This is a genomic window from Bradyrhizobium liaoningense (assembly GCF_018130785.1).
Lineage (GTDB): Bacteria > Pseudomonadota > Alphaproteobacteria > Rhizobiales > Xanthobacteraceae > Bradyrhizobium > Bradyrhizobium liaoningense_A.
On the sequence record NZ_JAFCJT010000002.1, the window covers coordinates 68,891 to 88,359 of the forward strand.

General features: G+C 64.9%; 19 protein-coding genes and 1 tRNA gene. 12 read left to right on the forward strand and 8 right to left on the reverse strand.

Annotated features, from left to right (window positions below):
* Window positions 1-140: 140 nt before the first annotated feature.
* From plsY to JQ627_RS05935, 3 genes are read right to left on the reverse strand one after another with little or no spacing between them, the layout of a single operon-like run.
* Window positions 141-737, reverse strand: a complete 597-nt coding sequence (gene plsY, locus JQ627_RS05925) for a glycerol-3-phosphate 1-O-acyltransferase PlsY (protein WP_212483244.1) — start codon at window positions 735-737, stop codon at window positions 141-143.
* Window positions 738-784: 47 nt separating this feature from the next.
* Window positions 785-2,086, reverse strand: a complete 1,302-nt coding sequence (locus tag JQ627_RS05930; RefSeq protein WP_212484054.1) for a dihydroorotase — start codon at window positions 2,084-2,086, stop codon at window positions 785-787.
* 5 nt (window positions 2,087-2,091) lie between these two features.
* Window positions 2,092-3,039, reverse strand: coding sequence for an aspartate carbamoyltransferase catalytic subunit (locus tag JQ627_RS05935; RefSeq protein ID WP_212483245.1), 948 nt, complete (start codon window positions 3,037-3,039; stop codon window positions 2,092-2,094).
* A gap of 216 nt (window positions 3,040-3,255) precedes the next feature.
* Here JQ627_RS05935 and JQ627_RS05940 point away from each other — a divergent pair, with 216 nt between their 5' ends.
* Both JQ627_RS05940 and JQ627_RS05945 read left to right on the forward strand, forming a co-directional pair.
* Window positions 3,256-4,005 (forward strand): M15 family metallopeptidase, encoded by a 750-nt coding sequence (locus JQ627_RS05940; protein ID WP_249142931.1) that lies wholly within the window; start codon window positions 3,256-3,258, stop codon window positions 4,003-4,005.
* A gap of 54 nt (window positions 4,006-4,059) precedes the next feature.
* The gene (locus JQ627_RS05945; RefSeq protein ID WP_212483246.1) at window positions 4,060-4,827 is read left to right on the forward strand and encodes a CPBP family intramembrane glutamic endopeptidase; all 768 of its coding nucleotides are present in this window, start codon (window positions 4,060-4,062) and stop codon (window positions 4,825-4,827) included.
* A gap of 160 nt (window positions 4,828-4,987) precedes the next feature.
* Here JQ627_RS05945 and JQ627_RS05950 read toward each other — a convergent pair whose 3' ends face one another.
* Complete coding sequence (locus JQ627_RS05950) at window positions 4,988-5,911, reverse strand: AEC family transporter (RefSeq protein ID WP_212483247.1); 924 nt, start codon at window positions 5,909-5,911, stop codon at window positions 4,988-4,990.
* 3 nt (window positions 5,912-5,914) lie between these two features.
* Window positions 5,915-6,400, reverse strand: a complete 486-nt coding sequence (ruvX, locus tag JQ627_RS05955) for a Holliday junction resolvase RuvX (RefSeq protein ID WP_212483248.1) — start codon at window positions 6,398-6,400, stop codon at window positions 5,915-5,917.
* A 46-nt stretch (window positions 6,401-6,446) separates the two neighbouring features.
* Here ruvX and JQ627_RS05960 point away from each other — a divergent pair, with 46 nt between their 5' ends.
* Entirely contained in the window at window positions 6,447-6,662 is a 216-nt protein-coding gene (locus tag JQ627_RS05960; RefSeq protein ID WP_212483249.1) for a hypothetical protein, read from the forward strand.
* Here JQ627_RS05960 and JQ627_RS05965 read toward each other — a convergent pair.
* On the reverse strand, window positions 6,649-7,539 hold the full coding sequence (locus JQ627_RS05965; RefSeq protein WP_212483250.1) for a LysR family transcriptional regulator: 891 nt from the start codon (window positions 7,537-7,539) through the stop codon (window positions 6,649-6,651). The genes JQ627_RS05960 and JQ627_RS05965 overlap by 14 nt on opposite strands.
* A 97-nt stretch (window positions 7,540-7,636) precedes the next feature.
* Between JQ627_RS05965 and JQ627_RS05970 the strand changes: the two genes are divergently transcribed.
* From JQ627_RS05970 to JQ627_RS06010, 9 genes are all read left to right on the forward strand, one after another.
* Window positions 7,637-8,662, forward strand: a complete 1,026-nt coding sequence (locus tag JQ627_RS05970; RefSeq protein WP_212483251.1) for a nitronate monooxygenase family protein — start codon at window positions 7,637-7,639, stop codon at window positions 8,660-8,662.
* Window positions 8,663-8,767: 105 nt separating this feature from the next.
* On the forward strand, window positions 8,768-9,844 hold the full coding sequence (locus tag JQ627_RS05975; protein ID WP_212483252.1) for a nitronate monooxygenase family protein: 1,077 nt from the start codon (window positions 8,768-8,770) through the stop codon (window positions 9,842-9,844).
* A 77-nt stretch (window positions 9,845-9,921) separates the two neighbouring features.
* On the forward strand, window positions 9,922-10,209 hold the full coding sequence (gatC, locus tag JQ627_RS05980) for an Asp-tRNA(Asn)/Glu-tRNA(Gln) amidotransferase subunit GatC (RefSeq protein ID WP_212483253.1): 288 nt from the start codon (window positions 9,922-9,924) through the stop codon (window positions 10,207-10,209).
* A 78-nt stretch (window positions 10,210-10,287) separates the two neighbouring features.
* Entirely contained in the window at window positions 10,288-10,503 is a 216-nt protein-coding gene (locus tag JQ627_RS05985) for a hypothetical protein (protein WP_014494728.1), read from the forward strand.
* Window positions 10,500-11,975, forward strand: coding sequence for an Asp-tRNA(Asn)/Glu-tRNA(Gln) amidotransferase subunit GatA (gene gatA / locus JQ627_RS05990; RefSeq protein WP_212483254.1), 1,476 nt, complete (start codon window positions 10,500-10,502; stop codon window positions 11,973-11,975). The genes JQ627_RS05985 and gatA overlap by 4 nt, the downstream gene beginning before the upstream one ends.
* Entirely contained in the window at window positions 11,966-12,268 is a 303-nt protein-coding gene (locus JQ627_RS05995) for a hypothetical protein (RefSeq protein WP_212483255.1), read from the forward strand. Before gatA ends, JQ627_RS05995 begins: the two co-directional genes overlap by 10 nt.
* The gene (gene gatB, locus JQ627_RS06000) at window positions 12,265-13,743 is read left to right on the forward strand and encodes an Asp-tRNA(Asn)/Glu-tRNA(Gln) amidotransferase subunit GatB (RefSeq protein ID WP_212483256.1); all 1,479 of its coding nucleotides are present in this window, start codon (window positions 12,265-12,267) and stop codon (window positions 13,741-13,743) included. The genes JQ627_RS05995 and gatB overlap by 4 nt, the downstream gene beginning before the upstream one ends.
* 1,466 nt (window positions 13,744-15,209) lie before the next feature.
* Window positions 15,210-15,476 carry a hypothetical protein gene (locus JQ627_RS06005; RefSeq protein WP_212483257.1) on the forward strand — a complete coding sequence of 89 codons (267 nt, stop codon included), beginning with the start codon at window positions 15,210-15,212 and terminating at the stop codon, window positions 15,474-15,476.
* Between the two features lie 196 nt (window positions 15,477-15,672).
* Window positions 15,673-15,894, forward strand: a complete 222-nt coding sequence (locus JQ627_RS06010; RefSeq protein WP_212483258.1) for a hypothetical protein — start codon at window positions 15,673-15,675, stop codon at window positions 15,892-15,894.
* Window positions 15,895-16,029: 135 nt separating this feature from the next.
* Here JQ627_RS06010 and JQ627_RS06015 read toward each other — a convergent pair.
* Both JQ627_RS06015 and JQ627_RS06020 read right to left on the reverse strand, forming a co-directional pair.
* Window positions 16,030-16,122: transfer RNA gene (locus JQ627_RS06015), tRNA-Ser, on the reverse strand.
* A gap of 739 nt (window positions 16,123-16,861) precedes the next feature.
* Window positions 16,862-19,261 (reverse strand): lytic transglycosylase domain-containing protein, encoded by a 2,400-nt coding sequence (locus tag JQ627_RS06020; protein WP_212484056.1) that lies wholly within the window; start codon window positions 19,259-19,261, stop codon window positions 16,862-16,864.
* Window positions 19,262-19,469: the final 208 nt, after the last annotated feature.

Sequence of the window (19,469 nt, forward strand, 5' to 3'; positions counted from 1 at the left end):
ACCGCGTAACGCCACTTCTGTGTCAGGATGACAGGCATGGAACCTGTTCGCCACTCCAGCCGAGAGTCGGCTGAGAGTTGCGAACAGGATTTGGCATATAATGCGGAGGGGTTGCGGCGGTATCCGGACTTTTTCCGGCTTTAAGCCTTTTCGCCGATCCGGCTTTCCTTGCCCGATTGCAGTCGCTTGATGTTCTCGCGATGCGCGTAGAACAGCAGCAGCGTCAGCACCGCGAACAGCGATGCGAGCGCGAGGTGACCGAACCACCACAGGAATATCGGGGTGATGAACGACGCCACCAGCGCGGAGAGCGAGGAGTAGCGGGTGGTGAAGGCGGTGGCGAGCCAAATCAGGCAGAACACGATTGCGCCCGGCCAGAACAGGCCGAGCAGAATGCCGATATAGACGGCGACGCCCTTGCCGCCTTTGAACTTCAGCCAGACCGGGAAGAGATGACCGAGGAAGGCGCCGAGCCCGGCGACCATGGCGGCGTTGGGGCCCGCGATGTAGCCGGCGATCACCACCGCTACCGTGCCCTTGAGCGCGTCGAACAGCAGGGTGCCCGCGGCAAGGCTCTTGCGGCCCGTGCGCAGCACATTGGTGGCGCCGATGCTTCCGGAGCCGATCGAGCGGATATCCTGCGTGCCGGCGAGCCTGGTCAGAATCAGCCCGAACGGAATCGAGCCGAGGAGGTAGCCGATGACGAAGGCCACCGGCAGGAAGGCTTCAAGCCCCATGGCCGCATCTCCATGCTGAACCGCGACGCCACGCATGAATTTGCCCGTCAGACATGCTCGTACACCGTACGCCCGCCGACAATGGTGCGCACCACGCGGCCTGTAAAGCGGGCCTCGTCGAACGGGGTGTTCTTGCAGGGCGACTTCAGATCGGCGGGATCGACAACCCAGGGCACATCGGGGTCGATCACGATGACATCCGCCGGCGCGCCTGCGCGCAGGGTTCCGCCTGCCAGCCCGAGCAGCTCGGCGGGCCGCGTCGACATCGCCCTGATCAGCGTCTTCAGTTCCATCTCGCCATTGTGCACGAGGCGCAGGCCCGCAGGGAGCATGGTCTCGAGACCGACGGCGCCGGGTGCGGCCTCCGCGAACGGCAGGCGCTTGACCTCGACGTCCTGCGGATTGTGGTCGGACATGATGACGTCGACGAGGCCGGAGGCCATCGCAGCGACCAGCGCGCGGCGGTCGTCCTCGGTGCGCAGCGGCGGCGACAGTTTCAGGAACGAACGGTAGGGACCGATGTCGTTCTCGTTCAGCGCAAGATGGTTGATCGAGACCGAGGCGCTGACGGCGAGCCCGGCGTCGCGGGCGCGCTTCAGCACGTCGAGGGAGTCGATGCAGGACAGCGAGGCCGCGTGATAGCGGCCACCGGTCAGTGCGACGAGGCGCATGTCGCGTTCCAGCATCACGGCCTCCGCCGCGTTGGGAATGCCCATCAGGCCGAGCCGCGAGGCGAACTCGCCTTCGTTCATCACGCCTTCGCCGACCAGATCGGGGTCCTCGGTGTGGTGCACGATCAGCGCGTCGAAGTCGCGGGCATAGGTCAGCGCGCGGCGCATCACCTGCGCATTGGTCACGCTTCTGTCGCCGTCGCTGAAGGCAACCGCGCCGGCGGCTTTCAGGAGGCCGAACTCGGTCATCTCTTCGCCGCGCATCCCCTTGGTCAGCGCGGCCATCGGCTGGATGTTGACGATCGCGGTGTCGCGGGCGCGGCGCATCACGAAGTCGACGGTGGCCGAGTTATCGATCACCGGAGACGTATCGGGCTGGCAGATGATGGTGGTGATGCCGCCGGTCGCAGCCGCCTGGCTCGCGGAGGCAAAGGTCTCGCGGTGGCTGAAGCCGGGCTCGCCGACAAAGGCCCGCATGTCGACCAGGCCGGGCGCCACGACCTTGCCGGAGCAGTTGACGATGTCGGTGCCCTCGGGGACGCCGGCCGCGCCAATGCCGCGGCGCGTCTCGCGGATGGTGCCATCGGCGATGAGGACGTCGCCGACGCCGTCGAAATCCCTGCTGGGATCGACGACGCGGGCGTTGGCGAGCAGGATCGGGCGGCGGTCGGTCAGCATCGGCATCACGCGTTCGGCAGGTTACGGGCGAGCGCTTCCAGCACCGCCATACGTACGGCCACGCCCATCTCCACCTGTTCGCGGATCAGGGACTGCGCGCCGTCGGCGACCGCGGTGTCGATCTCGACGCCGCGATTCATCGGACCGGGATGCATCACGAGAGCGTCCGGCTTGGCGTAAGCGAGCTTCTTCTGGTCGAGTCCGAAATAGTTGAAATATTCGGAGGTCGACGGCACGAACGAGCCGTTCATGCGCTCGCGCTGGAGCCGAAGCATCATGACGATATCGGCGCCGTTGAGCCCCTCGCGCATGTCGCGTGCGACCTCGACCCCCATCCGCTCGATGCCGGGCGGCAGCAGGGTGGAGGGGGCGACGACGCGGACGCGGGCGCCCATGGTGTTGAGCAGGATGATGTTGGAGCGGGCGACGCGCGAATGCAGCACGTCGCCGCAGATTGCGATGACGAGCCCCTCGATCCGGCCCTTGTTGCGACGGATCGTCAGCGCGTCGAGCAGCGCCTGCGTCGGATGTTCGTGCGCGCCATCGCCGGCATTGATCACGGAACCGTCGACCTTGCGCGCCAGCAGTTCCACCGCGCCGGACGCGTGATGGCGCACCACCAGGATATCCGGGTGCATGGCGTTCAGCGTCATCGCGGTGTCGACCAGCGTCTCGCCCTTTTTTATGGACGAGGAGGAGACCGACATGTTCATGACGTCCGCGCCCAGCCGTTTGCCGGCGAGCTCGAACGAGGACTGGGTCCGGGTCGAGGCCTCGAAGAACAGGTTCACCTGCGTCCGTCCACGCAGGACGGTGCGCTTCTTGTCAACCTGACGGTTGAGCTCGACATATTCTTCGGACAGGTCGAGGAGGCCGGTGATGTCGGCCGCGGAAAGGCCCTCGATGCCCAGCAAATGCCGGTGGCCGAGGACGAAGGTCGATTTCGATGTCATTAAAGCGAGAGCTATAGGCGCGGATGGCTGGGGGGGCAAGGGCCAATGCCGGGGTGGGGAGTTATCCCCTGATCTGTCGGTTTCGCCGACGGGCCCAATCGTCGATCTCCGTCATGCCCGGGCTTGTCCCGGGCATCCACGATCTTCTATCGCATTTGAATGAAAAAGGACGTGGATGGCCGGGATAAACCCGGCCATGACGATGCGGGGCCACTGATGAAAATAAAGGCGACAACTCTTCTGGCCGCAATGATGATCAGCGGTGCCCACGCCCAATCGCTCCCCGGCGGTTTCGTCTATTTGCGCGACATCGATCCCGGCATCATCCAGGACATCCGCTACGCCAGCTCGAACAATTTCGTCGGCCGCCCGCTCGCCGGCTACGGCGCGGGCGAATGCGTGGTGAAGCGGGAGGTGGGGGTGCGGTTGAAGGCGGTCCAGCAGGAGCTGGCGGCGCAAGGCCTGTCGCTGAAGATGTTCGACTGCTACCGGCCGGCGCGGGCCTCGCTCGACATGGTGAGGTGGTCGCAGAACGGCCACGAGACGGCGGCGGAGCGGCGCTACAATCCGAAAATCCCGAAGACCGAGCTGTTCCGCCTCGGCTACATCGCGAGCCGCTCGCAGCATTCCATGGGCGCGGCGCTCGATCTCACGCTGGTCGATCTCAAGGCTGACAATTCCGCCAGATACGACCCGTCGAAAACCTATGCCGATTGCACGGCGCCGGTCGAGGCACGATTGCCGGAGGGCAGCGTCGACATGGGCACGGGCTACGACTGCACCGACGCGAAGGGGCATACCGCAGCACCGTCAATCAATCCGGACCAGCGCGCCTGGCGCAAGCGGCTGGTGGCTGCGATGGCGAAGCAAGGCTTTGTGAACTATGCGAAGGAGTGGTGGCATTTTTCCCTGCCGGGGGCGGGCGGGGCGGCCTATGATTTCCCGATTCCGCCGCGAACGAAGTAGATCGTCGTGCGAATGGCCCCGGATTGACGGTGCTGTCCCAACGAAAGCGCTTGAATGGATTCCCTCAATCCCGATCTCCCGCCGCTCACCGTGACGCCCGCGGTCGACGCGCGCGTCTGGAAATTCTGGGGCACGGCGGTGTGGGGCCTGCTCATCTTCGTCGCGATGTTTCTCGGCCAGGTCGGTGCCATCCTCTATCTGGCCTGGGACCGTGGCGACGCCGTCGACCTGATGTCGATACAGCGGGTCGGTCGCGAGCCCGCGGCGCTCGCGCTGTCGGTGACCATGGGCCTGCCGGCGACGCTGGCTGCGGTGTGGCTCGCCATCCGCATCAAGAAGGCCTCGTTCGTCGACTACCTCGCGCTGCATTGGCCGTCCTGGAAGCAAATGTTGTTCGGCGCCATCGGGCTTGTCCTGATCGTGGTCGCCTGGGAGACGATGTCGCGGAGCCTGGGCCGCGAGGCGACGCCGGGCTTCATGACCGATCTGTTGAAATCCGGCCGCGACAAGGGCGCGGCTGTGATGCTGCTGTTCGCGTTCAGTGTCGCTGCGCCGATGTCGGAAGAGGTTTTGGCACGCGGCTTCCTGTTTCGCGGCTGGTCGGCGAGCTTCCTGCGCGTGCCCGGCGCGATCATCCTGTCGTCACTGGTGTGGACGGTCGTGCATCTGCAGTACGACATGTACTTCCTCGCCGAGGTCTTCTCCATCGGCCTGTGGTTCGGCTACATGCGCTATCGCGCCAACTCGCTCTGGCTCACCATCGTGCTTCACGCGCTGAACAATCTGACGGCGGTGGTGCTGACGATGTGGCTGGGGAGCTGAGGCCTCACACTCCGTCATTGCGAGCGCAGCGAAGCAATCCAGAATCGTCCCGCAGAGATAGTCTGGATTGCTTCGTCGCATCAGTGCAAAATTGCTTCGCAATTTTGTCACGAGCTCCTCGCAATGACGAGGCGAGGGAGGTGCGCACCAATGACGAGTTTTAGGCCACCAGCGCGATCGCGACCGGCATCGTGATCGCCGCCAAGATCGTCTGCAGCGTGATGATCTGCGCCAGCAGCGGCGCATCGCCGCCCATCTGGCGGGCCAGCACGTAGGCGCTGGGGGAGGTCGGCACCGCCGCGCAGATCGCGACGATCGCCAGGCTGTCGCCCGAGAGCCCGAACCAGGCGGCGAGCGCCAGCGCGAGCACGGGCATCAGCGCCAGCTTGAACGCCACGCCGATGGTTGCGCTCACGCTCGGGCGGAGCAGGCCGTTGAGCTGCAGGCCGGCGCCGGTCACGAGCAGGCCGATGGCGAGCGAGGACCGGCTCAGCGCGTCCGCCACATCATGCCATATCTTGGGCAGCGGCAGATGAATGACGTTGATGAAGAGGCCGATCACGCAGGCCCAGATCAGGGGATTGCGGATCACCGTCATGACGATGGCGCGCGCCGATTGCTTCTCGGGCGATGCATAGTGCGCGAGCACGGCGACGCTGAACACGTTGACCAGCGGAATGATCGCGACCATCGCCACGGAGGCCAGCGCCAGTCCGACATCGCCGAACATGTTGGCGGAGACGGAGAGCGCGACATAGGTCTGCCAGCGCGTCGCGCCCTGGAAGATCGAGGTGAAGGCGGGACCGTCGATGTCGAGCCGCGCGAGCACCGGGCGGAGCGCGAGGCAGAGCAGCGACATCGCGAGCACCGACAGCAGCAGCGCGCCGCCGACGCCGGCGACCGGCACCCTGGAGAGGTCGGCCTTCACCAGTGTCTGGATCAGCAGCATCGGGAACAGCACGAAATAGGTCAGCCGCTCCAGCCCGTGCCATTGCGTGTCGAGCCGCATCAGGGTGTGCCTGAGCACCACGCCGAGCACGATGAGGATGAAGACCGGCAGCAGCGCCGCGATCACGACGGCCATGGATCAGCCCAATGCCGCGCGAAGATTGGCGAGACGGTCGAGCGCGCCTTGCAGGATGAAGATCGCGGCGTGCTCGTCGATCACCTCGGCGCGCTTGGCGCGGCTGACGTCCATGCCGATCAGTTCGCGCTCGACCGCGGCGGTCGACAGACGCTCGTCCCAGAGGCCGATGGGGAGTGTGGTCAGCCCGGCAAGGTTGCGGGCGAAGGCGCGGGTCGATTGCGCCCGCGGGCCCTCGCTGCCGTCCATGTTGATGGGGAGGCCGAGCACGAAGCCGACCGCCTTGCGCTCGGCCGCGATCGCGAGCAGCCGGGCGGCATCCTGCTTGAACGCCTTGCGCTGGATGGTCTCGACGCCCGTCGCGATGCGCCGGTCCGGATTGGACACGGCAACACCAATGGTCTTGGTGCCGAGGTCAAGGCCGACCAACCCGCCGCGTTCGGGCCAGTGGGTTGCAGCATCGATCAGGGGCAGGATAAGAGCCGGCATGGGACTAGCGCTTATCACGCGTCGCGCTGCGGAGTGAACCCGGAACATGGATGCACTGACACTATTCGGCCTGTTTGCCGTGACGGCGATGCTGGTCTGCTATGCCCTGGAGGATCGCAGCCATTGGTTCGTGCTGCTGTTCGCGGTGTCCTGCGCGCTCGGCTCGGCTTACGGCTTCCTGCAAGGCGCCTGGCCATTTGGGCTGGTCGAGGCGATCTGGGCGGTGGTGGCGCTCCGGCGCTGGTATCTCAGGCCGCGATGACGTCGTTGTCTTTCTTCAGGCAGGACATGAAACCTTGAAGCGCGCTGTATTGATGTCCGGCGCTACGCTGGATGAAGAGCGTCTCGACGCGCGCGTGTGACGGGCCCAGCGCGTGGATCGACACGCTGCCGGCCATCGCGCTGCGTTCGACCACGGCGCGCGGCAGCAGCGTCACGCCCATGCCGGCGGCGACGCAGCCGATCATGCCGTCGAGCGTGCCGAGCTCGAGGCGCGCCGCCGAGGGCCAGCCGAACTCGACAAAGATCTGTTCGAGACGCTGGCGGTAGGTGCAGCCGGTGCGGAACACCAGCGCGGTCGGACCGGACTCCGGCGTGCCGGCGCGCAGCTCGGCGAGCGAGGTCCAGCGCCGCGCGCTGACCAGCACCAGCTCTTCGCGAAACGCACTCGTCGCAGTGAGGTCGGCATGTGCGATGGGGCCCGCGACGAAGGCGCCGTCGAGCGTGCCTTCGAGCACGCCCGCGACGAGATCGGCCGTCGTTGCGGTGCGCAAGAAGAGGCGTACGGCCGGGAAGTTGCGGTGGAAATCGGCGAGGAGGGGCGGCAACCGCACGGCTGCCGTCGTCTCCATCGAACCGATCGCGAGCGGCCCCTTCGGCTCGCCATCGTCACGCGCGGCGAGCACGGCCTCCCGTGATAGCGCCGCCATCCGCTGTGCGTAGGGGAGAAGACGCTTGCCGGCGCCCGTCAGCGTCATGCCGCGGCTGTGGCGTTCGAACAGCGGCGTTCCGATCTCGGCTTCCAGCGCCTTCACGCGCTGGGTGACGTTGGACTGGACCGTGTTGAGCTCTTCCGCTGCGCGGGTGATGCCGCCGGTGCGGGCGACCGCGGCGAAGGTCTGGATATCGCTGAGTTCCATGGCGTCGTTTCGCTTTTGTGATGGCAGCGTTCGCTAGAATTCATTTTTCGAGAATGCTACTCGCGCCTAGTGTTCCTGTCCAGATGGGGAGGGAGCCATGCCGATTGCGACATCGCTGACCACGCTGCTGGAGATCACGCATCCCGTCCTGCTGGCGCCAATGGATATCGTCGCCGGCAGCCGGCTGGTGACGGCCGTGAGCCGCGCCGGCGGTTTTGGCATTCTGGGCGGCGGCTATGGAGAGAGGGCGTGGCTGGAGCAGGAGACCGCCAAGCTCGCCGGATTACATGCGCCGTTCGGGATCGGCTTCATCACCTGGAGCCTGGCCAAGAGGCCCGAGCTTCTCGACGTGGCGCTCGCCGCAAAGCCGTCCGCGATCATGTTGTCCTTCGGAGATCCCGCGCCGTTCGCGCTCAAGATCAAATCCGCCGGCGCGCGCCTGATCTGCCAGGTGCAGGACGAGGCGATGGCGCGGCAGGCGCTCGATGCCGGGGCCGACATCCTAATCGCGCAGGGGACGGAGGCGGGTGGTCATGGTGCCTCCCGTACCACCGTCGATCTTGTGCCCGCCATCGTTGACCTCGCCGCGAGCCGTGTGCCTGTCGTCGCGGCCGGCGGCATCGCCGACGGGCGCGGGCTTGCTGCCATGATGATGCTGGGGGCAAGCGGCGTGCTGCTCGGCACACGCTTCTATGCGAGCCAGGAGGCCGACGGCGCGGAGGAAGCCAAGCGGCGCATTTGCGCAGCGAACAGCGGCTCGACCGTGCGCGGTATCATCTTCGATCTCTCACGCAACAATGTCTGGCCGGCGCCGTTCACGGGAAGATGTCTGGTCAACGATCACGCCAGACGCTGGATCGGTCGCGAGGTCGAGCTGATGCAGAATGTCGCCGCAGTTGCGACGGACTATGTTGCGGCAAAGGCCGCCGGCAATTTCGACGTCGCGGCCGTGATCGCGGGCGAGGCGGTCGGATTGATTCATGATATTGCACCGGCGGCCGAGATCGTGGAGCGGATTGCGATCGAGGCGGAGCAGCTTCTTGCCGGGCGACGCAACTCGGTTTCTTCTTTTCCTTCTCCCCTTGTGGGAGAAGGTGGCGCGGATGCAATCCGCGCCGGATGAGGGGTCTGTCTCCGCGGATGCAAACCTCTCACCCGTCTCGCCGCTGCGCGGCGATCCACCCTCTCCCACAAGGGGAGAGGGAAGAGCGAACATGAGGCAAGAATTATGTGGCCTGACCGTCGACTGATCGATCTCTTCAAGACCGAATTCCCGATCGTGCTGGCGCCGATGGCCGGTGTGATGGATGCCGAACTGGTGATCGCCGTGGCAGAGGGCGGCGGGCTCGGCTCGCTGCCGAGCGCGATGCTGTCGCCGGAGAAGGCGCGCGAACAGGTCAACATCATTCGCCAGCGGGTGAAGTCGCCGGTGAACATGAACTTCTTCTGCCACACGCCGGTCGACCTCACGGCTGAAGCCGAAGCGCGATGGAAGCAGCGGCTCGCGGGCTATTACGCCGAGCACGGCCTCGATCCCGCCGCGCCCATCAACGCTGCGAACCGTGCGCCGTTCGACGCCGCCTTCTGTGAGGTCGTCGAGGAGCTGAAGCCGGAGATCGTCAGCTTTCATTTCGGCCTGCCGGAGCAGGCGCTGCTCAAGCGCGTCAAGGCGGCCGGCTGCCTCGTCATCTCGTCCGCCACGACGGTGAAGGAAGCAGTCTGGCTGGAAGAGCGTGGCGTCGATGCCGTCATTGCGCAAGGCGCCGAGGCGGGTGGGCATCGCGGCATGTTCCTGACCGACAAGATCTCCGAGCAGCCCGGCACCTTTGCGCTGGTACCGCAGGTCGCCGACGCCGTGAAGGTGCCTGTCATCGCGGCCGGTGGTATCGCCGACGGGCGCAGCATCGCCGCGGCCTTCGCGCTCGGCGCATCCGGCGTGCAGATCGGCAGTGCCTATCTGCGCTGCCCGGAATCCAAGGTGAGCGCGGGCGGGCGCAAGGCGCTGGCTGAAGCGCGGGACGATTCCACCGTCATCACCAATGTCATGACCGGGCGTCCGGCGCGCGGCGTCCAGAACCGCCTGATGCGCGAAGCCGGCCCGATCTCGCCCGAGGCGCCGCCGTTTCCCCATGCCGCGACCGCGCTGGGGCCGCTGAAGGCGGCTGCCGAAAAGCAGGGCAGGGTGGATTTCACCAATCTCTGGGCCGGCCAGGCCGTGGCCCTGGGCCGTGAGGTCCCCGCGGCCGAATTGACCCGGGATTTCGCCAAATCGGCCCTGGCCCGCATGAAGGGACTGGCTGGCTAAGGTCGCGCCGCCGGTTGCGGCGCAAAACCGGCCTCTGCTATACGGCACATAGGTTTTGCCGTGAGAGGCCTTATATAATGTCCGTCGACGCCGCTACCGTCCGCCGCATCGCGCATCTGGCGCGCATTGCGGTTTCCGAGGGCGAGGTTCCGCATCTGCAGGGCGAGCTCAACGCCATGCTCGCCTTTGTCGAGCAGCTCTCGGAGGTCAATGTCGAGGGCGTGGAGCCGATGACCTCGGTCACCCCGATGGAGATGAAAAAGCGGCAAGACGTGGTCAATGACGGCGAGATCGCCGACGATATCGTTGCCAACGCGCCCGCGACCGAAGGTCACTTCTTCCTGGTGCCGAAGGTCGTCGAGTAGCATAGCGTTTTCGAGCGAAGTGGAGTCCGGTTCGCGTGAAGAAAACGCGTCAAATAAAGAGTCTTAGGACCAAGTCCGATGTGCATGCTTTGCGACGATGAGAAGGCCTATCAGGCCTACATGAACTATCTCGACAAGATGGAGCGGCAGGGCAAGGCTGCCGATCCCAACGTCGCCGTCAATGCCGTGCTCGACGAGATCGAGGCCGCTGCGAACGCCGCCGCCAAGAAAAAAGACGACCCGGCCAACGACAAGACCCTCTCTCCGTTCTTCTGCAGCCCGATCAATAAATGACTGATTTGACATCGCTGACGCTCGCCGAGGCCCGCAAGGGTCTCGCGGCCAAGACTTTCACGTCCCTCGAGCTGACAGACGCGCATCTGTCCGCGATCGAAGCCGCGCGTGTGCTCAATGCCTTCGTGATGGAGACGCCCGAGCAGGCGCGCGCCATGGCGCGCGAGGCGGACGCCCAGATCGCCAAGGGTGATGCCGGTCCGCTCGCCGGCATCCCGCTCGGCATCAAGGATCTGTTCGCGACCAAGGGCGTGCGCACGACGGCGTGCTCAAAAATCCTCGGTAATTTCGTGCCGACCTATGAGTCCACGATCACCTCCCAGCTCTGGCGCGACGGCGCCGTGATGCTCGGCAAGCTCAACAATGACGAGTTCGCGATGGGCTCGGCGAACGAGACCTCCTGCTTCGGTCCCGTCGGCAATCCCTGGCGGCGCGAGGGAAGCAACACGACGCTGGTGCCGGGCGGCTCGTCCGGCGGCTCGGCCTCGGCCGTGGCGGCCCTGCTGTGCATGGGTGCGACTGCGACCGACACCGGCGGCTCGATCCGACAGCCGGCGGCGTTCACCGCGACCGTCGGCATCAAGCCGACCTATGGCCGCTGCTCGCGCTGGGGCATCGTCGCGTTTGCCTCCTCGCTCGACCAGGCCGGTCCGATCGCGCGCAGCGTGCGCGATAGCGCGATGCTGCTACGCTCGATGGCCGGGCACGATCCGAAGGACACGACCTCGGTCGACATGCCCGTGCCAGACTATGAGGCCGCGATCGGCAAGTCCGTGAAAGGCATCAGGATCGGCATCCCCAGGGAGTATCGTCTCGACGGCATGCCGGCCGAGATCGAGAAGCTCTGGAGCGAGGGCGCGGCCTGGCTGAAGGCGGCCGGTGCCGAGCTCGTCGAGGTGTCGCTGCCGCACACCAAGTACGCGCTGCCGGCCTATTACATCGTGGCGCCGGCGGAGGCGTCCTCCAACCTCGCGCGCTACGACGGCGTCCGCTACGGCCTGCGCGATCAGGGCAAGAACATCATCGAGCTCTACGAGAACACCCGCGCCGAAGGTTTTGGCGCCGAGGTGAAGCGGCGCGTCATGATCGGCACTTACGTTCTCTCCGCGGGTTATTACGACGCCTATTATCTGCGCGCCCAGAAGGTGCGCACGCTGATCAAGAAGGATTTTGAGGATTGCTTCGCCAAGGGCGTCGACGCGATCCTCACGCCGGCGACGCCGTCGGCCGCCTTCGGCATCGGCGAGAAGGGTGGCGCGGATCCGGTCGAGATGTATCTCAACGACATCTTCACGGTGACCGTGAACATGGCGGGCCTGCCAGGTATCGCCGTGCCCGCCGGCAAGGACGCGCAGGGCCTCCCGCTCGGCCTGCAATTGATCGGCCGTCCCTTCGACGAGGAGACGCTGTTCTCGCTCGGCGAGGTGATCGAGCAGGCCGCCGGCCGCTTCACGCCCGCGAGGTGGTGGTGAATGTCGCCGCATTCATCGCGAGCCTCGACGGCGCGGCGCCCGCGCCGGATCTGAACGCGCCGCTCACCGGTCTCTGGTGGGCTGCGAAGGGTGACTGGGACCAGGCGCACAAGATCGTTCAGGACGACAGCAGCCGTGACGCCGCCTGGGTGCACGCCTATCTGCACCGCGTCGAAGGCGATCTCGGCAATGCCGGCTACTGGTATCGCCAGGCCGGCCAGCCGACGGCAAAGGATTCATTGGAGGCGGAGTGGCAGCGGATCGTTGCCACGCTGCTCGGGAGCAAGACATGAGCACGGCCACGCACAAGCTTCTCAAGGGCGCCACCGGTGACTGGGAGATGGTCATCGGCATGGAGATCCATGCCCAGGTGACCTCGAACTCGAAACTGTTCTCGGGCGCGTCCACGACGTTCGGCGGTGAGCCGAACAGCCACGTGTCGCTGGTCGATGCCGCGATGCCGGGCATGCTGCCCGTGATCAACGAGGAATGCGTCAGACAGGCTGTCCGGACCGGGCTCGGGCTGAACGCGCAGATCAATCTGCGTTCGGTGTTCGACCGCAAGAACTATTTCTATCCGGACTCGCCGCAGGGCTACCAGATCAGCCAGTACAAGTCGCCGATCGTCGGCGAAGGTGAGGTCGTGGTCGAACTGGATGGCGGCAAGACCGCGACCATCGGCATCGAGCGCCTGCATCTTGAGCAGGACGCCGGCAAGTTGCTGCACGATCAGTCGCCGAGCATGTCCTATGTCGATCTCAACCGTTGTGGTGTGGCGCTGATGGAGATCGTCTCCAAGCCCGACATCCGCGACGCCGAGCAGGCCAAGGCCTATGTGACCAAGCTGCGTTCGATCCTGCGCTATCTCGGCACCTGCGACGGCGACATGGAGAAGGGATCCTTGCGCGCCGACGTCAACGTCTCCGTGCGCAAGCCGGGCGCACCGCTCGGCACCCGCTGCGAGATCAAGAACATGAATTCGATCACCTTCATCGGCCAGGCGATCGAGTACGAGGCGCGGCGCCAGATCGAGATCCTCGAGGACGGCGGCGCGATCGACCAGGAAACGCGGCTCTACGACCCCAACAAGGGCGAGACGCGATCGATGCGGTCCAAGGAAGAGGCGCACGACTACCGCTATTTCCCCGATCCCGACCTGCTGCCGCTCGAGTTCTCGCAAAGCTTCGTCGACGAGCTGAAACAGAAGCTCCCCGAGCTGCCGGACCAGAAGAAGACGCGCTTCGTCGCCGATTTCGGCCTGTCGGCTTACGATGCGAGCGTGCTGGTCGCAGAGCGCGAGAGCGCGGTGTTCTACGAAACCGTGCTGGACAAGCTCGGCAATCGCGCCCGCGACGGCAAGATGGCGGCGAACTGGGTGATCAACGAGCTGTTCGGCCGTCTCAACAAGGAAGGCCGGGATATTACGGCCTCTCCCGTCAACGCCGAGCAGTTGGCTGCGATCATCGACCTGATCGGCGAGGGCACGATCTCAGGCAAGATCGCCAAGGATCTGTTCGAGATCCTCTGGCAGGAGGGCGGCGATCCGCGCGCGCTGGTCGAAAGCCGCGGCATGAAGCAGGTGACGGATCTTTCGGCGATCGAAAAGGTTGTCGACGACATCATTGCGGCCAATCCCGACAAGGCCGCGCAGGTCAAGGACAAGCCGCAGTCGCTCGGCTGGTTCGTCGGCCAGGTCATGAAGGCGTCCGGTGGCAAGGCCAACCCGCAGAGCGTCAACGACCTCTTGAAGTCGAAGCTCGGCATCTGACGTCACACATTTGAACGAGGTGACGGATACGCTCCGTCACCTCGCTTCCGCTTCGCGCTGCGACGCTCGCGCGCACCCTCGACGGCAAACTTCATCCCGATCGGCGGCGATGCTGCGACCGAATCGCCGCCACGCGATTCGCGCAAAACGGCGGCTCCCACTCGCGCCGACGAGCGTTCGCGCCGTTAAGCATGAAAATAATTTCATTGCCAAAATCCGCGACTCAGAGTCCGCGAGTCGCCTCCGCGACGCGATCGAGCGCCTTGCGGCGTGCTTCATTGCGCTGATCACGCGTGATGTGCGCGCGCAGAATACTACTTGCTGCATAGAGTCTTTTTGCAATCGCTGCTGTTGTTGACGTCAATGCTGCGAGAAGCATTTGCAATCGCAAACGCGTGTCTCCGCGTGTCCGCAAATCAAGCGCGGCTGACCCACGCGCACTGCGCCGTCAACACTTCCTTAAGTGAGAAGATGTTTTTTTCGTCGTGTTGGTGTATTCGGGGTGAGTGCATTCGATCCCCGAATGCGCGCAGCGATTAAAGCCATCTCACACATCGGAGGGCAACATGGCCAAGAAAGCGAAGAAGGCGAAGAAGGCGAAGAGCGCAGTGAAGAAGACTGCGAAGAAGACCCGCAAGGTCGCGAAGAAGAAGAAGTAACTTCGACTTCTGAAGTTGCCGGCTCCTAGAGAGCCGGCACGTCATCAGCGCCTCCTAAAAGGTTCTGGTCGACGATAGAGGGTGTCGGCGAGACATCAGGTCAACGGTCGGGTCGTTCTCTTTCGCGGCCCGGCAGAAGAAACAAGTTTTCTTCGTTCGGTGCGGTTCTCTGCAAGGAGCTCCGCAATTTCACAAGCGGCCTTCGGGCCAACGTGGAATCTGGTCCTGACGTGTTCGCCGACGCCCTCGTTCTCTTGAGGCCGGGGTATTGCCGGCATTCCCTTTTCCGACATCGCCGATCTGACCGTGACGTGACCGTACTGCCTTGGGGCAGGCGAGGGCTGCAGCGAACTGCCGTTTGCCCCGAGGGTGGCCGCTCAGGCGGCAATGCGAAGCGCTCCGCTTCCGAGTAGCGAGCCTCGCGCTGCGCGGCCTGTCGGCCACCGGGTGGCGCCGCGGCGCCAGGCGTCCATGCGGCCTTTCCAGGCACGCCCCTTCCGCAAATCGTAACCGCAGGACACGCGTCACCGCGCGCGATGGTTATCGTTCTCCCAAAATCCCAAGGTAAACCGAATCTGAAGAATCGCAGAAGTGCCTGCAAAACGAGGACTTCTTGCATTTGTCGTGCGCACCCCGTGCGGGGGCGTTTACGTCTGCTTCATCGCGATACTTAAACTGCCATTCAAATTTGCCCGCCATCATCGCCTTCAACAAGCCGGCAAACGGCATGGGGACGAGTTGAACAATCATTTGGACGGGAGCCGCGCTCGGGGGAACGAGGCGGCATAAGAAAAAAGGGGATGCGTTATGTTTCAGGGTACTTTCGATCTGGAGACGGCGACGCCGATCGACGCGAGCGCGCTGTCGGACGTGCTGTTCGAGCGCGGGATCTATTGGGCGAGCGGGCGCTCCGGCCTCGTCGACCTCGTCGCCGCACATAAATGGTTCAACCTCGCCGCCCTGAAGGGCCGCAAGGACGCCGTGGCGCTGCGCCAGGAAGTCGCCGGCCAGATGTCCGATGCCGAGATCGCGGCCGCGCAGCGCGACGCGCGGGCCTGGGTTTCCGCTCACTGAGCCATTTCCGTTCCGATGGAATCGGAACGGGGCTAAGGATTCTTGCTTTGACGCGTTTTCGTCACGCGAGCCGGTATCCACTTCGCTGGAAGATGCATCGAACCGGGAATCGCACCCGCATCCGTGTTTGCACGGGTGGGTTTGGTTGAGCTGAATCAAATCCCGGCGTCAGTGCCGCCACTAGAACCCGCACGGCATGGGCGACCCCGACAAGAATGACTCAGGACCGAGTCAATGGCTGCCGATTCAGATCGCGCCCGACGATTGCGATCTGGAGCTCGGACGGCCGCACAAGACCGGCATCCTGCCGTTGACCTTTCCGTGCCGCCGCAAGGCCGGCGTCTGGTTCAATGTCTGGGCCGGTGAGGCGGTGCTGATATCGCCCTCGCATTGGCGGATCTGGCGATCCCGCATCTAGTTACGCTGACACTTATGTAAGGAGAGAGCGAATCGGGCTCAGTTCAGCCGCGCTGATCCTTGCGCCAGGCTTTCGCCGCCGTTCGGTGGTCGCGTTCGGGTGAATGAGCGTACCGCTATCGATTCTGCTGCTGGATGGCGGAGAGGGAGGGATTCGAACCCTCGATACAGCTTGAGACCGTATGACGCTTTAGCAAAGCGTTGCCTTCAGCCACTCGGCCACCTCTCCGGTGCGAGCCTTATGCATCTAATTACTTGGGCCGGTCAATTTGGAAGCGCGTGTTTTCGTTCGAATATTCCCAGCGATCTTCCAGGCAAAACGGGTTTGCTTTTGAAAGTGAGACCATAATGCCGTGAGAACGGGCGCTGAGGTTCGACGTCTGGCGCGTATCGTTCAATATGGCTTTCACGCGCAAGACGCTAGTTTCCATGTAACGAATTGATTCTACTTAGAAATTAAGTTTGGTGGCGCAAAAGGGCCTGTCGAGGTTCAAGCCCCCGCCTGGGTCGGCCGAGCTGCCGACCTCGATGCCCGGTCCATCCCCGCGCACGCCATATAGAGCGTCTGTCTCGGCGCCCAGGGGGAATTAAAATAACAAAAACAACATATTAAAGGGATGGCTTGATCACTTCGGCGGATTATTTCTGTAATACCCGTCGGAAAACGAACTTAATAGGCCCGTTTCGGAGCGTTCTCTGGCGTGGGCAGGACGTTCGGTAGGCCGTGGCACGGTCACTGGTATCAACCAGTTCACCTACACTGCCAATCTCGCTCAGGGCGTGACGGCGGAGTTCTCGGCGGAATATCCGACCCAGTACCTGGAGGCCGGCAAGTCAGCCGCGACGGGCGGGCGGTGATCGCCGAGGCGCGCGGCGCAGCGACGCCCGCGGTGGCTCCTGATACGCGTGACGCTTGATACCGAAAGAGGCTACCCAACTCGGGAGGTTCCGTTTCGGGAGAAGGGCGTCTACTCGCCGCCTGCGCCGCGGCGCAAATCAGCCTCGATCTGCAACCGTGTGCCGCCGCCGAAGCGGGCGCGATAGACCTGAAGATTCTCCATGATCCTTTGCACGTAGTTGCGCGTCTCGGAGAACGGAATCAGCTCGACCCAATCGACCGCGTCGATCCTGGGATCGCGCGGGTCGCCGTAGCGGTCGACCCATTTCTTCACGCTGCCGCGGCCGGCATTGTAGGCGGCAAAGGTCATGATGTAGGAGCCGCGGTAATCCTCGAGCAGTCCGCCGAGCTCGGCCGAGCCGAGCGTGGCGTTGTAGACCGAATCGTCCTTCAGCCGCCCCAGATCGTAGGTCGCGCCGTGCCGCTTGCAGACATAGCGCGCGGCATCCGGCGTCACCTGCATCAGGCCGTAAGCCTGCGCCGGCGAAACCACGGAGGGGTTGAACGCGCTTTCCTGCCGCGCGATCGCATAGACGATGCTGCGCTCGACCTCGGGGCCGATCGGCGTGAACTGCGGAATGCCGTTGACGGGATAGGCGTAGAAGTCGAACGGCAGGCCGCGGTTGAGCGCGGCCTTGCCCAGCAGCAGCATGCCGCGCGCGTCGCTGTAACGCTGGCTGAGCTCGCCGAGGCCGGCAAGCGCCTCGGGATCGCCGTTCTCGCCCATGTCGGCGAGCATGGGCACAGCCATCTCGCGCTCGTCGAGCTCGTAGAGCAGGTGCGCGGCGCGCACGATCTCCAGCCGTTCGGCGCCGCGGCCGCGCGGCTGGCTGTTGAGCTCGATCTGCGGCAGGCCGAGTTTTGCGCGCGCGAGCTGGCCGTAATAGCTGGTGGATTGCTCGGCTGCCCGCGCGTAGGCGTTGCGTGCCTCCTGCTGGCGGCCCGCGGCTTCCGCGGCGCGGCCCTGCCAATAGCCGGCGCGCGCCAGCGTGGTCGGATTGACGCTGCCGACGCCGATGCGGGCGAAATGCTGGGTGGCGGCCGCGGGATCGTTGAGGAAGCGCAGCGCGATCCAGCCCGCGGTGAATTCCTGCTCGGTCTTGTAGATGTCGCGCGAGGGCAGGGCCGCATCGCGCGCGATCAGATAGGCGCTGCGGAATTCCTCGGTGTCGATCATCTTGCGCGCCAGCAGGCGCCGCTCGATCCACCATTCGTCGAGATTGTAGAGCCGGTTCGGATCCTTCGGCGCCGACAGCATCAGCTGGGCGGCCTCCGCAAACTTCTCCTCGCGGCGCAGGAGCTGGATCTTGCTGAAGATGAAGCCGGGATCGCTGTGCAGCTCGCGCGGCACGGCATCGAGCAGCGCGCGCGCGTTCGGCGCCTTCTTGACGGCGGCGATACGGGCCTTGGCGAGCGCGATATAGCCGGCGCCGAGGCGCTTTGCGGCGCGCAGCGCGGCCTCGTTCTCGCTGCCATAGAGCAGCGTGTCCATCCGCGCCTTCTGATCGCCGGGCGTCAGCAGCGCGCCGAACTGGTCGAGCGCGTTGTTCTCGGTGTCCTCCGACATCGGATCACTGCGCCAGGCCTCGCGCACCAGCCGCTCGGCATTGGCGCGGTCGCCGCGCGCCAGCATCGCCTTGGCAAGCGTGAAGCGGCCCTTGGCGGACACCGGCGATTCATTCTCGAACCACGACCACGCGACCGAATCGTCGCGCCTGTCGTCCCACATCGCGGCCTCGAGGCGCCGGCGCAGGAAGGTCTGCGACGGCCAGCTCGGATTGGTGGAGAGGAAGGCGCGGTAGCGTTCCACGGTCGCGCCATTGTCCTCGCTGCGCAGGATGATCCATTCGGCGAGCTTTCGCGCGACGGGATCCGAGATCGAGGCAGCGTAATTGGTGGCGTCGCCCGCCTTGCGCTTGCGCACGAGCTCGATGACGGTCTCCAGCGTGTCCTTGTCGGCTTGCGACGTCGAGGAGGTCGCGGCGACCGCCGCCGGCGTGACCGGCTTGCGCGGCGCGGCGTGCTGGCGGGTCGCCGGCGCAAGGACGGGAGCTGCGACGGGCTTGGCGACCGGCGCCGGGGCGGTAGGTCTGACGGTGGCCGTCACGGCCGGCGCGGAGGCGGGTTTGGGGGCCGAACCGTTGGCGGGCGGGTGCGGCTTTGGCGTAGCGGCAGCCGCCGCAGGCTTGGGCTTGTCTTTCGCGGGTTCCTTCCCCGCGTTCTTGCCGGCGTTCTTCCCAGCGTCCTTGGCAGGTTTCTTCGCGGCATCCTTGGCCGGGGCACTAGCCGGACCCTTGCTCGCGCCCTTGGCTGTGTCCTTCGAAGTTTCCTTCGAAGTTTCCTTGCCGGTTCCTTTGGCTGGTCCTTTCGCGGCGTCCTTGGCGGCCGGCTTCGCGGTGTCCTTGGCCCCTTCCGCGGTCGTCTCATTGGACTTCGCGAGGGCGGCGCAGCCGACCGACAGCCCTGCCATGAGGCACACGACCAGACCGGTGGAGCGCCATGCGGCACGAGGAAAGGAGGTCACGGCGTTTCGTCGCCCCGAATCAGTCAGTTGGCTCAAAACCTAGCTGTATTCGATTGAATATGCGGACAAAATACCAACAGCCGCTTACCTTTGCCGGGTTTGCACCACCACCGCGGCAAAATCGCGGCCTAAACGGTGCGTCACGCGGAAGCGG

Bases quoted from the DNA above. Each gene is read 5' to 3' on its own strand.
- plsY (WP_212483244.1), bottom strand. From the start codon at position 737: ATGGGGCTTGAAGCCTTCCTGCCGGTGGCCTTCGTCATCGGCTACCTC.
- JQ627_RS05930 (WP_212484054.1), bottom strand. From the start codon at position 2,086: ATGCTGACCGACCGCCGCCCGATCCTGCTCGCCAACGCCCGCGTCGTC.
- JQ627_RS05935 (WP_212483245.1), bottom strand. From the start codon at position 3,039: ATGACATCGAAATCGACCTTCGTCCTCGGCCACCGGCATTTGCTGGGC.
- JQ627_RS05940 (WP_249142931.1), top strand. From the start codon at position 3,256: ATGAAAATAAAGGCGACAACTCTTCTGGCCGCAATGATGATCAGCGGT.
- JQ627_RS05945 (WP_212483246.1), top strand. From the start codon at position 4,060: ATGGATTCCCTCAATCCCGATCTCCCGCCGCTCACCGTGACGCCCGCG.
- JQ627_RS05950 (WP_212483247.1), bottom strand. From the start codon at position 5,911: ATGGCCGTCGTGATCGCGGCGCTGCTGCCGGTCTTCATCCTCATCGTG.
- ruvX (WP_212483248.1), bottom strand. From the start codon at position 6,400: ATGCCGGCTCTTATCCTGCCCCTGATCGATGCTGCAACCCACTGGCCC.
- JQ627_RS05960 (WP_212483249.1), top strand. From the start codon at position 6,447: ATGGATGCACTGACACTATTCGGCCTGTTTGCCGTGACGGCGATGCTG.
- JQ627_RS05965 (WP_212483250.1), bottom strand. From the start codon at position 7,539: ATGGAACTCAGCGATATCCAGACCTTCGCCGCGGTCGCCCGCACCGGC.
- JQ627_RS05970 (WP_212483251.1), top strand. From the start codon at position 7,637: ATGCCGATTGCGACATCGCTGACCACGCTGCTGGAGATCACGCATCCC.
- JQ627_RS05975 (WP_212483252.1), top strand. From the start codon at position 8,768: ATGTGGCCTGACCGTCGACTGATCGATCTCTTCAAGACCGAATTCCCG.
- gatC (WP_212483253.1), top strand. From the start codon at position 9,922: ATGTCCGTCGACGCCGCTACCGTCCGCCGCATCGCGCATCTGGCGCGC.
- JQ627_RS05985 (WP_014494728.1), top strand. From the start codon at position 10,288: ATGTGCATGCTTTGCGACGATGAGAAGGCCTATCAGGCCTACATGAAC.
- gatA (WP_212483254.1), top strand. From the start codon at position 10,500: ATGACTGATTTGACATCGCTGACGCTCGCCGAGGCCCGCAAGGGTCTC.
- gatB (WP_212483256.1), top strand. From the start codon at position 12,265: ATGAGCACGGCCACGCACAAGCTTCTCAAGGGCGCCACCGGTGACTGG.
- JQ627_RS06005 (WP_212483257.1), top strand. From the start codon at position 15,210: ATGTTTCAGGGTACTTTCGATCTGGAGACGGCGACGCCGATCGACGCG.
- JQ627_RS06010 (WP_212483258.1), top strand. From the start codon at position 15,673: ATGGGCGACCCCGACAAGAATGACTCAGGACCGAGTCAATGGCTGCCG.
- JQ627_RS06020 (WP_212484056.1), bottom strand. From the start codon at position 19,261: ATGGCAGGGCTGTCGGTCGGCTGCGCCGCCCTCGCGAAGTCCAATGAG.